This is a genomic window from Roseicyclus mahoneyensis, assembly GCF_003148775.1.
GTDB classification, from domain to species: Bacteria; Pseudomonadota; Alphaproteobacteria; order Rhodobacterales; family Rhodobacteraceae; genus Roseicyclus; species Roseicyclus mahoneyensis.
The window spans coordinates 346,645-361,758 of sequence record NZ_QGGW01000002.1 but is presented as its reverse complement, the minus strand read 5'-3'; the positions used below and the strand labels follow the sequence as shown (position 1 = coordinate 361,758).

Genomic DNA, 15,114 nt, shown 5'->3' with positions numbered 1-15,114 from the left:
TGGTGTATGCGCCGAAAAAAGCCTGAGCCGAGCAGCACCATGATCCCCAGTTTCACCCGGCGTTCCACGCTGTCGCTACTCCTTGCCTCCGTCGCTGTCGCGGGCTGCGAGCCGTCACGCTTCATCGAGTACAACGGTCCTGAAGTGACCCGGATTGAGGTGCAGAAATCTGCCCGCCGGATGTATCTGATGCACCACGATCAGGTGCTTGCGGGCTACGATATAGAACTGGGCTTTGCCCCTGCAGGCCACAAGACCACCGAAGGGGATGGCCGCACGCCCGAGGGGCGCTATTACATCGACCGGCGCAACCCCAACAGCGCCTTCTACCTGTCGCTTGGCATCAGCTATCCCAATGAGGAAGATCGCGCGCAGGCCCGCGAACGCGGCGTCAGCCCGGGGGGTGACATCTTCATCCACGGGACGCCGCGCCCGTTCCGTCGGCAAGACGACTGGACCGTGGGATGCATCGCCGTCACCGACCGCGAGATGCGCCACATCTATGCAATGGTCCGCGACGGCACGGCAATCGACATCTACCCCTGACGCTGCTCAGCGGCCCGGCGTGTTGGCGGGCCCGGACGTGCCGCCATCCCCCACAACCAGCGTCCACCAGATCTTGCCGCTGTCTTCCTGAAAGAAGGCGACCCCCAGATCGCGACCAGCAGGGTCGGTGATGACCTCGCGAGTATCCGCCTGGGTCATCCATGCGGCGATGGTCTCAAGCTCGGATTCATAGGTTTCCGAGATGTTTTCGCCCAGAACCGTGCCGCGGTAGCCAGCCGTCTGCGCCCGGTCGATTGGCGACGACCCGTCAGACCCGAAATGCCAGGGTCGGTTCTGCGACGCCATGTCGCGCGAATGAGTGGCGGCAGCCGCGGTCAGTTCGGCATTGAGTTGCAGCGCGGGAACCCCCGCCGCCGCACGCAGGGAATTCACGCTGTCGAGCACGCGGAACTGGATGCGTGAGGTATCGGCCGGATCGATTCGATACAGAACCGGCAGGGGTTGCCCATCAGCGCCCAAGGTGACCCGCGCCAGCGGATCGGCGCAGGCCGACAGCGCCAGAACCCCGGCCAGAGAAACAAGAAATGATCTGCGTGTATCCATGGGTGCCATCGTTTAACGAAAAACTTTTGCCAATCCGTTTACAACTGCCCGTCTTGGCCGCTGCGACCATTCCACCACATCCGTTGCCAAATCGACGCAAGCGCCGCGCAGGCTGGCCGCGTGTGTGGTATGATCACGCCATCGAGGCAGAAACATATAGCCCCCGGCTACAAGGAGGCAGACATCATGAGCAGCTCAGACCGTGGCGGCATCAGCCGTCGCGTGGTCCTTGGTGGCGTGGCCAGCGGCCTTGCCGCACCCGCCATCGGACAAGCCATTCCCGATTCGACCGAATTCGAGGCTGCGCTGGATCAAGGCGCGCGGCGCAACATCTCAAGCTTCCGGTCCATGGACTGGCGCCCCTATTTCGACGATACGCGCAATGGCGCGATCTTGGTCGATCTTACCTCGCGCGTTTTGCACTACTGGAGCGAGGACCGCAGCATCTACCGTCTCTATCCGACCTCCGTACCGATGTCGGAGGACCTGACCCGGCGCGGTCGGACCGAGGTGGTGCGCAAGGTCGAAGGCCCATCTTGGCGCCCAACACCCGCGATGCGGCAGCGCAATCCGGAATGGCCCGAATTCGTGCCGCCGGGGCCCGATAACCCGCTGGGCACCCATGCGCTGCACCTGAGTTGGGAGTATTACCGCATCCACGGCACCCATGACACACGCAAGATCGGGCGGCGGTCATCGAACGGCTGTGTGGGACTGTACAACGAACATATCGCCGAACTTTTCGGCTTTGCGCGGTTGGGCACTCAGGTGTTGCTAATTTGACGACAACAGGGCAATCCTGCGCTCAGGACGATTTCGGACGGATTGCAATCGCTAGGTATTGCTGCTTAAAGAAATTGTACGAGGTACAGTCTTGGGTGCCCTGACCTTGCGCATAGTGCGCGAAAAGGGGCGTATCTTGGAGGATACAATGAAGAAACTCGCTCTCGCTGCTGTTCTGACGGTCGTTGCCACTGGCGCGTTCGCAGGCGGCTATGTTCAGCCCGTCATCGACCCGATCATCGTCGTGGAAGACACGTCTTCCTCGGCCGGTGGCATCCTGGTTCCGATCCTGGCGCTGATCCTGATCGCTGCAGCTGTCGCAGCCAACAACTGATCCGACGAAAGTCGCTTGGTTTCGAAAAAGGCGGTCCTCACGGGCCGCCTTTTTCACATCTTGGGTTTGCGTCAGCTGTCCAGCCCGGTTTCCGCTGCGATCTGCGCGCGGGATTTGCGGGCGCGCTCGGTCGCTGATTTCAACTGGCCACAGGCCGCCATGATGTCCTCCCCCCGCGGCGTGCGGATGGGCGAAGCGTAACCGGCTTTGTAGACGATGTCGGCAAAGCGTTCGATGCGGGCCCAATCCGACCGAGTATAGGGTGCGCCCGGCCATTCGTTGAACGGGATCAGGTTGATTTTGGCAGGAATACCCGCAATCAGCTTGACCAGCCGCCGCGCGTCATCGTCCGAATCATTCACGCCCTTGAGCATGACGTATTCAAAGGTGATGCGCTCCGAGTTGCTGGCCTTTGGATAGGCCCGCAGCTCGTCCAGCAGGGTAGCGATGTTCCAGCGCTTGTTGATCGGCACCAGACGGTCGCGCACCTCGTCAGTGGTGGCGTGAAAGCTGACGGCGAGCATGCAGCCGATTTCCTGAGCCGTGCGCGCGATTTCCGGCACCACGCCCGAGGTCGACAGCGTGATCCGCCGACGGCTCAGCGCGATACCTTCACCATCCATGGCGATCTTCATCGCGTCGCGCACATTCTCGAAATTGTAGAGCGGCTCGCCCATGCCCATCAGCACGATGTTGGAAATCAGCCGTGGACGCAGGCCCATGCCTTCGCCCGGTTCGGGCCATTCGCCCAGATCGTCGCGCGCCATCATCACCTGACCCACGATTTCGCCCGCGGTCAGGTTGCGCACCAGTTTCTGCGTGCCGGTATGGCAAAACGAACAGGTGAGCGTGCAGCCCACCTGGCTTGAGATGCACAGCGTGCCGCGGTCTTCTTCGGGGATGTAGACCACCTCGACCTCGTGGCCGCCCGCGATCCGCACGAGGTATTTCCGCGTGCCATCGGCGGAAACGTCACGGCGCACCACCTCGGGGATCTCGATCACGAAACGTTCGGCCAGTTCGGCGCGATAAGCCTTGGACAGGTTCGTCATCGCGTCGAATTCGCGCGCACCCCAATGATAAAGCCACTGCCAGATCTGCCCGACCCGCATCTTGGCCTGTTTCTCGGGTGTTCCGGCGGCGATCAGCGCGTTTCGCATGCCCTCGCGCGTCAGACCGACCAGATTGATCGGCCCCTCGGGCAGCTTGCGGGGAATGGTAAGGACATCCTGCGTGATGGGCGCAGAGGCGGTCATGGGCATCATCCTTGGTGGCTCGGGGCAGATATAGGCATCTCTGCCCCGGCGCAAAGCTTTTGAGCTATGACCGGTTGGCCAGCGTCAGTTGGCGCAGCGCTGCTCGGCATCCTCGACAGCGGCGGTGAAACCCATCAGCGAGAAGGTATCTTGCGTCTGGGTGCCCCGGGCCGACCGCGCGGTCATCACGGCATTGGCGCCGCGCTTCATCGCGGTGATGATGCGCTGGTCATCTTGCGGCGACGCGGCCCAGGCCATTTCGCCATCAGTGAACAGCTCGAACGTCGTCTCTCCCACGCGCATCGATACGGTGGACCCATCCGCGAAAGGATAGCCGCCAGTGAACGACACCTCGCCCAAACGCTCCTGTCCGGGCCAGAAACTGACGAACATCAAGATCTCGCCGCGGTTCACCGACACGACGCGGCCGTCGCGGGTGTTGACCGTCGTGCGCGGGGTCGACACCACCCAGCACTGCGTCGGATCATCCTCGACGAAAACGGACCAATCCGTCGCAGCGTTTACGCGGTTCGTGGATTCCTCTTGCGCCAAGGACAGGCTGGGCGACACCGCCAGAACAGTCCCCGTCAGCGCACCGACAAGCCAGTGTTTCATGTCTCAGGAGCCTCCGCTCTCGTCTGCCTCTGGTCTACGCCCGGTTCTTGCTTCAAGTAAAGGCCAGGCGGCAGACCTTATCGTGCGCTAGATTAGAGGAAACCGCCGTTCAGCAAAAGCCCCGGTGGCGGAAAATCGCCGGGATGTGAAAGGGATGGGATCATGGCACATGCAGCAGAGCGTCTGGTCGAGGTCTGGCGCGGCGATTTTTGCGAAAGCGTGCATCACGGTCATGTCGCAGTCTGGCATGCCGACAGCGGATTGATCTGGGGTCTGGGCGATGTCGATGGCGTGATCTTGCCGCGATCCTCCTCCAAAATGATTCAGGCTTTGCCCCTGATTGAAAGCGGGGCGGCAGATGCCCACGGCCTGACGCAAGAACAACTGGCGATCTCCTGCGCGTCGCATCAGGGCGCGGCGGTGCACACCGATCTGGTGACGCGCTGGCTGGCCGATCTGAACCTGTCCGAGGCCGATCTGCGATGTGGCGTGCAATGGCCGAGTGACGAGGCGGCCCGCGACGGGATGATCTGCGCCCATTGCGGCCCGGACCAGCGGCACAACAACTGCTCGGGCAAGCATTCGGGTTTCCTGACGCTGACCAAGCACCTCAAGGCCGGGCCAGAATATGTCGATCCCGATCATCCGGTGCAGCAGGCGGTGCGCGCAGCATGGGAGGATGTGACCGACGAGACCACGCCGGGCTATGGCATCGACGGTTGTTCCGCCCCGAATTTCGCAAGCTCGCTCAAGGGGTTCGCGCGCGCCATGGCGATGTATGCCGCCGCGGTCGAGGGTGCTGATGCCCGCCAGACCGCGATGGTGCGCCTGCGCAACGCGATGATGGCCCATCCCCATCTGGTCGCGGGCGAAGGGCGATCTTGCACCAAGCTGATGCGCGTCATGGGCAATCGCGCCGCGATCAAGACCGGGGCGGAGGCGGTGTTCGCCGCGATCATCCCCGAACGCCGGATCGGCATCGCGCTCAAGATTGCGGACGGCACCACACGTGCGTCCGAGGCCGCCATCACGCAGATCCTTGGCGCGCTTGGCGTGATCGACCCGGCCGATCCGGTGGCGCTGTCCTACACCACCGGCCCGATCCGCAACTGGCGCAAGTTAGAGACCGGGCGCTACCGCGTTACACCGGCACTGGGCGACTGGAGGCCGTAAGTCCGCCGACCTTGCCCACAGCCTCGGGCGCGTAGGCCCGGATCATGGCATGCAACTCCGCCTTTTTGAGCGGTTTGGTCATGTAACCGTCGATGCCCGCCGCAAGGATGCGGTCGCGGTCGCCGTCCATCGCGTGGGCGGTCATCGCAATGATGGGCACGGGCGGCAGGCCATGCGCGGCCTCCAGCGCACGAATCGCGCGTGCCGCTTCGGTGCCGTCCATTTCGGGCATGGAGATATCCGTGAAGATCAGGTCCGGTGACGCCGCGCGGAAGGCTTCGACGCAAAGCACCCCGTTTTCCACCATGTGCAGGTCGATTTCGACACCCTTGAGCATGGTCCGGAACACGAGCTGGTTGGTCTTGTTGTCCTCGGCCGCAAGAATCCGAAGCCGCCGGCTGGGCGCGGGATCAAGCAGCGCAGGGGTCGGTTCCGGTTGCGGCTCAGGCATGTGTTCCGCTGCGTCGACGACGTTGGCATGACTGCCCGGATCGGGGTCGGGCACCAGTGCGGCACGGAACTCCTGCAGCGACAGGGTCGGGCTTATCGGCCGGACACCGGGCAAGGGGTCGGCGCGCGGGGCGGTCGGGCACAGGCACAATATGGGGCCGCCATAACCGCCCAACCGCAGCGCCGCGATCGGATCGTCGCCATCGCCCGACATTCCTGCGATCAGCACGGCAGACGGCACGGCAGGCCCGCCCACCGGGCCGACCGTCTCGGTCAGCCGCGCACGCAACCGCATCAGATGCGCAAGGATCGTGTCGGGCAGCATCCGGCCCCCCGTGATCGCCCAGACCTCGGCCCTGTCGGACGGCAAAGGTTCCACCGGCTGCGCCTGGGCATCGGGATCAGCGGCAAGGCTGACGGCAAAGCCGAAACTCGACCCTCGCCCGACCTCCGACTCGAGCCAGATCTCGCCCTCCATCAGCGCGACCAGCTTGCGCGTGATGGCCAGACCCAGCCCGGTGCCGTCGAACCGGCGATTCGCCTCTGATTCGACCTGATTGAATTCGCCGAAGACATGCGCCTGCATCTCGGGCGCGATGCCGATCCCGGTATCCTCGACCACGACGCGCACAGGCACCTGCCCCGGCGGATGGTCGCGCGGCGCGCCCACGACGCGGACGGTCACATGCCCCTTTTCCGTAAATTTGACCGCATTGCCGATCAGGTTGGTCAGGATCTGCCGGATGCGCCCGCGATCCCCGATCATCCGGTCAGGCAGGAAGATGTCGTAATCCAGCCGCAGCTCCAGCGCCTTGCCCTCAAGCCCCGGCCGCATCAGCTGGAATATCTCCTGGATCATCTGCTGCAGATCGAAGCTTTCGGGGTGCAGCACCAGCTTGCCTGCATCGATCTTGGAATAGTCGAGGATGTCGTTGATGATCACCAAGAGCGCCTCGCCGGAATTGCGGATCGTGTCGGCGAAAAGCCTTTGTTCCTCGGTCAGCATTGTGTCGCGCAGCAGGTCGGCCATGGCGACGACCCCGTTCATCGGCGTGCGGATCTCGTGGGACATGTTGGCGAGGAAGGCGGATTTCGCCCGGGCCGCCGCCTCGGCCTCGTCGCGGGCGCGCTCCAGATCGCGTTCGCGCCGGATCGTGTCGGTGATGTCGACCGCAAGGCTGACCATGTCACCCTCGGGCGTGCGCTTGTCGATCAGGCGGACATAGACCCCGTTGAACAGGCGGATGTCGGTCTGCGGCACGTTCGGCGCCTCCCAGCGGGCGATCATGCGGTCGATCCAGTCGACGGGCGCGGTACCTTGCAGATCGACCAGCCCCTCGTCGGCTGCAATGCGCAAGATCGCCTCGTAGCTGGCGCCGGGCGCGACATCGGCAGCCCCGTCAAAGGCGCCCAGCCACGCCGGATTGGCCACCACCAGCCGCCAGTCGCGGTCAAAGATGGCAAAGCCGTCCTCCACCGCGCTTAGAGAATCCCACAGCCGGCGTTCGGCGACATCGGCCTTTTCGGTCGCCACCTCGAGCGCCGCCTGCGCCTGCGTCGTGCGGCCGATCAGCGCCGCGTTCGCCTCGCGCTGTTCGATGACGGTATGCGACAGGGCGTGGGCGTGTTCGGCCAGCTTGCGATGAGCGGAATACAGCTCCTCCGACCGTTGGGCGAGCAGGCGCTCAGCCTGCAGCCGCGCGCGCCGTTCCCGCGCCAGACGGTCGTCGAACCCATGAATACTCATCCCGCTTCCCACAATGCCGCGCCTTTTTCAGGCAATCTGGCAGGCGCCGCTGAACATGCGGTTAACCCCACTTGCCGCACCTTTGGCCGGGGGAATCATCGACAGCGGGAAGCGGCGCTGCCAGAGTCTGAACCGTGTTCGTCACCACCCAAGCGAGGTTCCGATGCGCCTGTCCGCCGCCGTTCTCGCCGCGCTGCTTGTGTTGCCGTTTTCGGCCGCCGCGCATGAAGCGATCCCCGACCGCTTCGTGTCGATCACCCGCGATGTCGATTTCCCCGGCGGCGACCTGCGCCCGATCCTCGACACGACGCTTTCGGCCTGCGAGGCCGCCTGCCGCGCCGATCCGGACTGTGTCGGTTTCACCTACAACGGGCGCAACGGGTCCTGTTTCCCCAAATCCACCATTGGCGCGCCCGTGGCCTATGATGGCGCGCTGTCGGGCGAGGTGTTTGCCACCGATCCAGCCGTGCTGGCCCGGCTCGACGCAAGGCTGGCTGCGCTGTCCTTTCTGACCTCAGCTGACCTTGCCAGTGCGCGCGAGCAGGCTCTGGGCATGGGCCGCGCGCATTACGCCGGTCCCTTCAGCGCGCAGGACTGGCGCGAGGCGGCTCTGCGCGAAGAATCCTCAGGGAACCTCTCCGGCGCGATGCGCATGTACGGGGCCGCAGCCTCGCGGGGCGATCTGGCGCAGGATTGGGCCGATCACGCGCGGCTTTTGCTGAGCATGGACAGCAATTCAAGCAGCGAACGCCGCCAGCGCGAGGCCGAAGCCTTCGCCGCCGCGATCAACGCCAGCCTGCGCGCCGCACCGGGAACGGATCTGGCCAACGCGCTTGACGTGCTGGCCGAGGCGCTGGAACGTCAGGGCCGCGGGCGCGACACGGTCCCGACCTTCAGACTTGCCGTGGCGGAGGCCGCGAGCCCTGTGCGGACCCAAGCGCTTGACCGGGTTCTGGGCCTCTACGGGTTCCGGATGATCGAAACATTGGTCGATCTGGACACAGATTTTCCCCGCATCTGTGCCGTGTTTTCCGAAACGCTGGCCGCAGGCGGCGTTGTCTGGGACGATTACCTCCAGACCACCACGCCCGGCCTGAGTGCCGAGGCCGAGGGGCAGCAGCTGTGTGTTTCGGGCGTCCAGCATGGGTCGCGCTACGATCTCACCTTGCGCGCGGGCCTGCCCGCCGCCTCGGGCGAGGTGCTGCGTGCCCCCGTTCCCGTCCGTCAATACGTCCGCGACCGCGCGCCCTCGGTCCGGTTCGCGGGCCGCGCCTATATCCTGCCCGCAAGCGAGGGCGCGGCCCTGCCCATCGTCGCGGTCAATGCCGATCTGGTCGATCTGACGCTTTATGCCGTGTCCGACCGCAACATCTTGCGCACCCTGCAAGACGAGTATTTCGGCCAGCCTTTGCGCGATTGGCAGTTCGATTTCCTCGCCCGCGATCTGGCCGAAGTGGTCTGGCAGGGCGAGGCGGATGTCGCACGCGCGCAAAACCGCGCCGTGACGACGCGCCTGCCGATGGGCGATGTGATGGCCGGGCTTGCGCCCGGGGTCTACGCGCTTCAGGCGCGGGTGGGCGGCGCGGGCGACTTCGGCACGCCTGCCACGCAGTGGTTTCTTGTCAGCGATCTGGGCCTGTCGGTGATGACGGGCGCGGATGGGGTGCATGTCATGGTGCGCGCGCTGGCCGATGCCGGGCCGCGCGCGGGCGTCACTGTGGCGCTGGTGGCAGACTCAAACCGTGTGCTGGCCGAGGCCATCACCGATGCCGACGGCTATGCCCGGTTCGAGGCGGGTCTTGCCCGCGGGCAGGGCAGCGCCGCGCCCGCTTTGGTGTCGGTGCGCGATGGTGAGACGGATTTCGCCTTTCTGTCGTTGCGCGAGGCAGAGTTTGATCTCTCGGATCGCGGCGTCGAGGGGCGCGCGCCCGCAGGGGCCATTGATGTCTTCCTCACCACCGACCGCGGTGCCTATCGCGCAGGCGAGGTGATCCATGCGACCGCCTTGGCTCGTGACGGTCGGGCGCAGGCCATAACCGACCTGCCGCTGACCGCCATCCTGACCCGCGCCGATGGCGTGGAATACAGCCGCCACGTCCTGACCGAGGTCGGCGCGGGTGGCTACGTCTTTTCCTTGCCCATCGGCGCGCAGGTGCCGCGCGGCACATGGCGGCTGGCGCTGCATGCCGACCCGGATGCGCCCGCGCTGGCGACGCGCACCGTGCTGGTCGAGGACTTCTTGCCAGAACGGCTCGACATGGTGCTGTCGATGGCAGGTGGCCCCTTTGCCCCCGGCGACCGGCCCATGCTGGGCGTGCAAGCCGATTACCTCTTTGGTGCGCCCGCCGCTGATCTGACCGTCGAGGGGCAAGTGGCGCTGCGCCCCGCCACAACACTCGACGCGCACCCGGGCTACCGTTTCGGGCGCCACGACCAGCAGCCGCAGCCGGAATTCGCGGGGATTGCGGCGCTGGCTACCGATGCCACAGGCGCTGGGAATACCCGCATCGATATCCCGACCCTCAGCGGCGCACCTCAGCCCGCGACCCTGACCGTGACCGCCACGATCACCGAAGGCTCGGGCCGCCCGGTCGAACGCCGGATCACACGGCCCGTCCTGCCCGATGCGCCGATGATCGGCATCCGCCCGCTGTTCGACGAGACGCTTCCCGAAGGGGCCGAGGCAGGGTTCCAGTTGATCGCCGTGGGGGCCGAGGCCCTGCCGGCCCGCTGGACGCTCAACCGCGTCGACCTGCGCTACCAATGGTATCAGCAAAACGGCAACTGGTCGTGGGAACCCGTCACCACTCGCGCACGCATCGCCACCGGCGAGGCTGTGCTGGGCGCGGAACCCGTGGCCCTGAACCTGCCCGTCGATTGGGGCAGCTACGAGTTGCGTGTGGAAACGGCAGGCGAAGGGTTCTCGCTTACCTCTGTCGGTTTTGACGCGGGCTGGTATGGCGCGGCCAGCGGCACCGACACACCCGACGTGCTGGAGATTGCACTGGACGCGGCCGCCTACGCCCCCGGCGACACCGCCAATCTGCGGATCGTGCCGCGTCAGGGTGGCATCGCCTTGGTGCAGGTCGTGTCGAACCGCCTGATCGAACAGCGCATCGTGACGGTCGGCGAAGAGCCCATGACCATCCCCCTCACCGTGACCGAGGAGTGGGGCAGCGGCGCCTATGTCACCGCGACCCTGATCCGGCCGCTGTCGACCGTCTCGGGCCCCGTGCCCGCCCGCTCGCTGGGTCTGGCGCATGCGACCGTGGCACCGGGCGACCGCGCGCTGACCGCCACGCTGGACCTGCCCGCGACCGCAGAACCGCGCGGCCCGCTGGAGGTTGCCCTGCGCGTCGAGGGCGCGCGGCCCGGTGAGACGGTCCATGCCAGCATTGCCGCCGTCGATCTGGGCATTCTCAACCTGACCGGCTTCGACGCCCCCGATCCGCAGGCGCATTACTTCGGCCAGCGCCGGCTTGGCGTCGCCTTCCGCGATGTCTACGGTCGCCTCATTGACGCCCGCGACGGCGCCGAGGGGCGCATCCGCCAAGGCGGAGACGCGGGCGCGGGCCTGCGCATGCAGGCCCCGCCGCCGACCGAGGAGCTGCTGGCCCAATTCTCCGGCGCATTGACCGTGGATGCCGATGGTATCGCGCGCGCCCGGTTCGACTTGCCCGCCTTCAACGGCACCGTGCGGGTCATGGCGATGGCATGGTCCGAAACGGGCGTTGGGCAAGCGTCGGGCGATGTGCTGGTGCGCGACCCTGTCGTGGTCACGGCCAGCCTGCCGCGATTCCTTGCGCCGGGCGACACGGGCAGGATGCTGCTGGAATTGTCCCACGCCGAAGGGCCGACAGGCGAGGTGACGCTTGCGATCTCATCGACCGCGGGCCTGTCTTTGAGCACATCCACTGCCCCCGTGACGCTTGGCACGCTGGAAACCGCGCGGCTGACGATCCCGGTCACTGCCGGGGACGCGACCGGGCAGGAGCGGATCACCGTCACCGCCACTCTGCCGGGTGGCCGGACCCTGACCCGCACATTATCGTTGCCGGTGCAGGTCAATGACCCCGAGGTGGCGGAAACCACCCGCCTGACCCTTGCCCCCGGCCAAAGCCTGCCCATCGACGCCACGCTCCTGTCCGGCTTCCGCCCCGGCACGGGCCGGGCGACATTGGCGGCTGGTCCGCTCGCGCGCTTCGACGCGGCGGGGCTGCTGGCGCGGCTTGATGCCTACCCTTGGGGCTGCACGGAACAGGTCACCAGTCAGGCCATGCCGCTTCTCTACCTGTCATCGGTGGCCGAGGCGCTGGACCTTGGCACCGCCGCCGATCTGGATGCGCGCATCAACAATGCCATCGCCCGCGTGCTGGTGAACCAGTCGGGCAATGGCGGCTTCGGCCTCTGGTGGGCCAGCGACGGAGATCTGTGGCTTGACGCCTATGTCACCGATTTCCTCTCCCGCGCTCGGGCCGAAGGGCATGACGTACCCGCCATCGCCTTCACCCTCGCGCTCGACAATCTTGCCAATCAGGTCGCCAGCCACCCCGATTTCGAGGATGGCGGCGAAGGGCTGGCCTATGTCCTCATGGTGCTCGCCCGCGAAGGTCAGGCCAGCATGGGCGACCTGCGCTACTACGCCGATGTGAAGGCCGGGAATTTCGCCACCCCGCTGGCCCTTGGCCAACTGGGCGCGGCGCTCGCGCTTTATGGCGACCAGCCGCGCGCCGATGCGATGTTCCGCGCGGGCTACGCGATGCTGCAAGGCATGCAGACCAACCCGCTGCCCGAGGTCTGGCGCAGCGACTATGGCACCGTGGCGCGCGATGCCGCCGGCCTGATCGCGCTGGCCGCCGCGGCGGGGTCGGATGCGATCCCCGACACGTCGCTGAGCACAGCCTCCGATGTCGTGTCCACGCAAGAAGCGGTCTGGACCCTGCTGGCAGCCCATGCCTTGATCGACAATCCTGCAACCGAGGGTCTGACGCTCGACGGTGCAGCGATCAACGGTCCGCTGATCCAAGCGGTCCGCGCGGGCGACACGACCACGCGGATGGTCACCAATACCGGGACGGGCGACGAGGTGCTTACCGTCACCCGCTTCGGCATCCCCGAGGGCGCGACGCAAGCCTTCGGTAACCGCTACCGGATCGACCGGGCCTATCTGAACCTCGACGGCCAGCCGGTCGATCCCGCGACGGTTGCGCAAGGCACACGGCTGGTCACGGTGCTGACCGTCACGCCACTGGGTGCGCCCGAGGGGCGGCTGATGGTCACCGACCCGCTGCCCGCAGGCTTCGAGATCGACAACCCCAACCTGCTGACCTCGGGCGATATCCGGGCGGTTCAGGGGCTCGACCTGAACGCATGGGCCGAACATACCGAGTTTCGGCAGGATCGGTTCCTTGCCGCCATCGACAACCGGGGCGATAGCTCATTACGGCTGGCCTATATCGTGCGCGCTGTCACGCCCGGCGACTTCCACCACCCCGCCGCCAGCGTCGAGGACATGTATCGCCCCGCCTATCGTGCCCAGACCGCATCGGGGCGCGTGACGGTGGCCGAATGATCCGCCAGATCGCAGGCACGCTTGCGATCCTTGTCGCGCTGTTCGTCACCGGCGCGACGCTCTGGCTCGATGACTGGATCGACGAGACGGATATCCCGCCCTTGGTCCTGCAAACCGGGGTGGAGGTGCTGGACCGCAACGGCGATCTTCTGCGCGCCTATACGGTCGAGGACGGGCGCTGGCGCCTGCCCGTCAGCCTCGATGCCGTCGATCCGGGCTTTGTCGAGATGCTGGTGGCCTACGAGGATCGGCGCTTCTACCGCCACCACGGCGTCGACCCGCGCGCTTTTGTCCGCGCGGCTTGGCAGGCGGTGACGACGGGCCGCGTGGTGTCGGGCGGGTCCACCTTGACCATGCAGGTGGCGCGGCTGCTGGAGAACTCGGGCACCGGCGTGTGGCAAGGAAAGATCCGGCAGATCCGGCTGGCGCTGGCGCTGGAACGGCGGCTCGGCAAGGACGAGATCCTGACGCTCTACCTGCACCTCGCGCCCTATGGCGGGAATATCGAGGGCATCCGCGCCGCAACCCTCACTTGGTTCGGCGTGGAACCCCACCGCCTGACCGCCGCGCAATCAGCGCTGCTGGTGGCGCTGCCGCAGGCGCCATCCTCCCGCCGCCCCGACCGTTTCCCCGAGGCCGCGCGCATCGCCCGCGACCGGGTTCTGGACCGCGCCGTGCGCTTCACCGGCCTGACCGAGGCCGAGGTGGAATGGGCCCGCGCCGCCCCCATCCCGACGCTTCGCCGCGATTTCCCGGTGCTGGCCGCTCATCTGGCTGACCGCGCGCTGACCCAGCGGCCAACGCAGGGCACCCACCGTCTGACGCTCGAGGCTGGTCTGCAAGGCCGGATGGAACAGCTTGCCCGCCGCGCCGTCGAGGGGCAGGGGCCGCAGATGAGCGCCGCAATCATGGTGCTGGACCACCGCACGGGCGAAATCCTCGCCTCGGTCGGATCGCCCGATTACACCGACATGGCGCGGCAGGGTTTCGTCGACATGACGCAGGCCGTGCGGTCCCCCGGTTCGGCCCTGAAACCGCTGATCTATGGCCTCGCCTTCGACGCGGGGCTTGCTCATCCCGAGACCCGGATTGCCGACCGGCCCACCGGCTTCGGCAGCTACCGACCGCAGAATTTCGACAACGTCTTTCGCGGCGAGGTCAGCGTGGCCGAGGCGCTGCAGACCTCGCTCAACATTCCCGCCGTGGCGCTGCTCGATGCCATGGGTCCTGCACAGATGCTGGCCGCGATGCGCCGCGCGGGGATGGAGGTGCGCCTGCCCGAGGGCGACGGGGGCGCGGGGCTCGCCATCGCATTGGGTGGCCTTGGGACACGGATGGAAGATCTGATGGGCCTCTACGCCGCGCTGGCCCGGGGTGGCACGGCGGTCGATCTGCGCTGGCGAGACGATGACCCGATGGCCGAGGGCGCGCGGGTGATGGGGCCGGTGGCCGCGTGGTATCTGGGCGATGTGCTGGGCGATGTCCCGCCGCCACCGACCGCCCCTCGGGTGCAGTTGGCCTACAAGACCGGCACCAGCTATGGTCACCGCGATGCCTGGGCGTTCGGCTATGACGGGCGGCATGTGGTGGGCGTATGGCTTGGCCGCGCCGACGGGGCGGCCGTGCCGGGCGCCTTCGGGGCAGAGGTGTCGGCACCGGTACTGTTCGAGGCCTTTGCCCGACTGGGCGCACCCATGACACCGCGCACAGGCCCGCCGCCCGGCGCGCTGACCGTGGGCTGGGGCGCTCTCCCCGCGCCCTTGCAACGCGCAGGGATGGGGGCGGATGCAACAGCGCCCGAGATCGTCTTTCCGCCCCCAGGTGTCGTGCTGGCCCATGACCCGACACTGCCCGTGCTGGCCCGCGTCGCCGAGGGCGCGCCGCCCTTCACATGGCTCTGGAACGGCGCGCCGGTGGCCACCGGCGCGGGCGACCGCGAGGTGATGCTGGAGGCACCGGGCGTGGGGTTCGGCGAGTTGACCGTGATCGACGCGGAGGGGCGCGCTGCGCGGGTCGCCGTGGAACTGGCGACGCCGTAGGGCGGGCAATCTGCCTACCAAACACGCGCAGGGTG

10 protein-coding genes are annotated in these 15,114 nt (G+C 66.7%); 6 read left to right on the top strand and 4 right to left on the bottom strand.

Going from position 1 to position 15,114, the window contains the following annotated elements:
* Nucleotides 1-39 precede the first annotated feature (39 nt).
* Nucleotides 40-546, top strand: a complete 507-nt coding sequence (locus C7455_RS06630) for a L,D-transpeptidase family protein (protein ID WP_245904244.1) — start codon at nucleotides 40-42, stop codon at nucleotides 544-546.
* Nucleotides 547-552: 6 nt separating this feature from the next.
* Here C7455_RS06630 and dalA read toward each other — a convergent pair whose 3' ends face one another.
* On the bottom strand, nucleotides 553-1,110 hold the full coding sequence (gene dalA / locus C7455_RS06625) for a divisome-associated lipoprotein DalA (RefSeq protein ID WP_109666700.1): 558 nt from the start codon (nucleotides 1,108-1,110) through the stop codon (nucleotides 553-555).
* A gap of 186 nt (nucleotides 1,111-1,296) precedes the next feature.
* Here dalA and C7455_RS06620 point away from each other — a divergent pair, with 186 nt between their 5' ends.
* Together C7455_RS06620 and C7455_RS06615 are read left to right on the top strand one after the other, a co-directional pair.
* Nucleotides 1,297-1,893, top strand: a complete 597-nt coding sequence (locus C7455_RS06620; protein WP_109666853.1) for a L,D-transpeptidase — start codon at nucleotides 1,297-1,299, stop codon at nucleotides 1,891-1,893.
* A 148-nt stretch (nucleotides 1,894-2,041) separates the two neighbouring features.
* Nucleotides 2,042-2,227, top strand: coding sequence for a hypothetical protein (locus C7455_RS06615; protein WP_109666851.1), 186 nt, complete (start codon nucleotides 2,042-2,044; stop codon nucleotides 2,225-2,227).
* A gap of 71 nt (nucleotides 2,228-2,298) precedes the next feature.
* Here C7455_RS06615 and rlmN read toward each other — a convergent pair whose 3' ends face one another.
* Nucleotides 2,299-3,483 carry a dual-specificity RNA methyltransferase RlmN gene (rlmN, locus tag C7455_RS06610; RefSeq protein ID WP_109666849.1) on the bottom strand — a complete coding sequence of 395 codons (1,185 nt, stop codon included), beginning with the start codon at nucleotides 3,481-3,483 and terminating at the stop codon, nucleotides 2,299-2,301.
* Between the two features lie 84 nt (nucleotides 3,484-3,567).
* Nucleotides 3,568-4,098, bottom strand: coding sequence for an invasion associated locus B family protein (locus tag C7455_RS06605; protein WP_109666698.1), 531 nt, complete (start codon nucleotides 4,096-4,098; stop codon nucleotides 3,568-3,570).
* 162 nt (nucleotides 4,099-4,260) lie between these two features.
* On the opposite strand from C7455_RS06605, the gene C7455_RS06600 reads away from it, so the two are divergent.
* Complete coding sequence (locus C7455_RS06600) at nucleotides 4,261-5,271, top strand: asparaginase (RefSeq protein WP_109666696.1); 1,011 nt, start codon at nucleotides 4,261-4,263, stop codon at nucleotides 5,269-5,271.
* On the opposite strand, the gene C7455_RS06595 is transcribed toward C7455_RS06600, so the two are convergent.
* Nucleotides 5,240-7,468 (bottom strand): ATP-binding protein, encoded by a 2,229-nt coding sequence (locus C7455_RS06595; RefSeq protein WP_109666694.1) that lies wholly within the window; start codon nucleotides 7,466-7,468, stop codon nucleotides 5,240-5,242. The two genes, C7455_RS06600 and C7455_RS06595, sit on opposite strands and share 32 nt — an antisense overlap.
* Before the next feature lie 163 nt (nucleotides 7,469-7,631).
* Between C7455_RS06595 and C7455_RS06590 the strand changes: the two genes are divergently transcribed.
* Both C7455_RS06590 and pbpC read left to right on the top strand, forming a co-directional pair.
* The gene (locus C7455_RS06590) at nucleotides 7,632-13,040 is read left to right on the top strand and encodes an alpha-2-macroglobulin family protein (RefSeq protein WP_109666692.1); all 5,409 of its coding nucleotides are present in this window, start codon (nucleotides 7,632-7,634) and stop codon (nucleotides 13,038-13,040) included.
* Nucleotides 13,037-15,079 carry a penicillin-binding protein 1C gene (gene pbpC / locus C7455_RS06585; protein ID WP_109666691.1) on the top strand — a complete coding sequence of 681 codons (2,043 nt, stop codon included), beginning with the start codon at nucleotides 13,037-13,039 and terminating at the stop codon, nucleotides 15,077-15,079. Before C7455_RS06590 ends, pbpC begins: the two co-directional genes overlap by 4 nt.
* Nucleotides 15,080-15,114 lie beyond the last annotated feature (35 nt).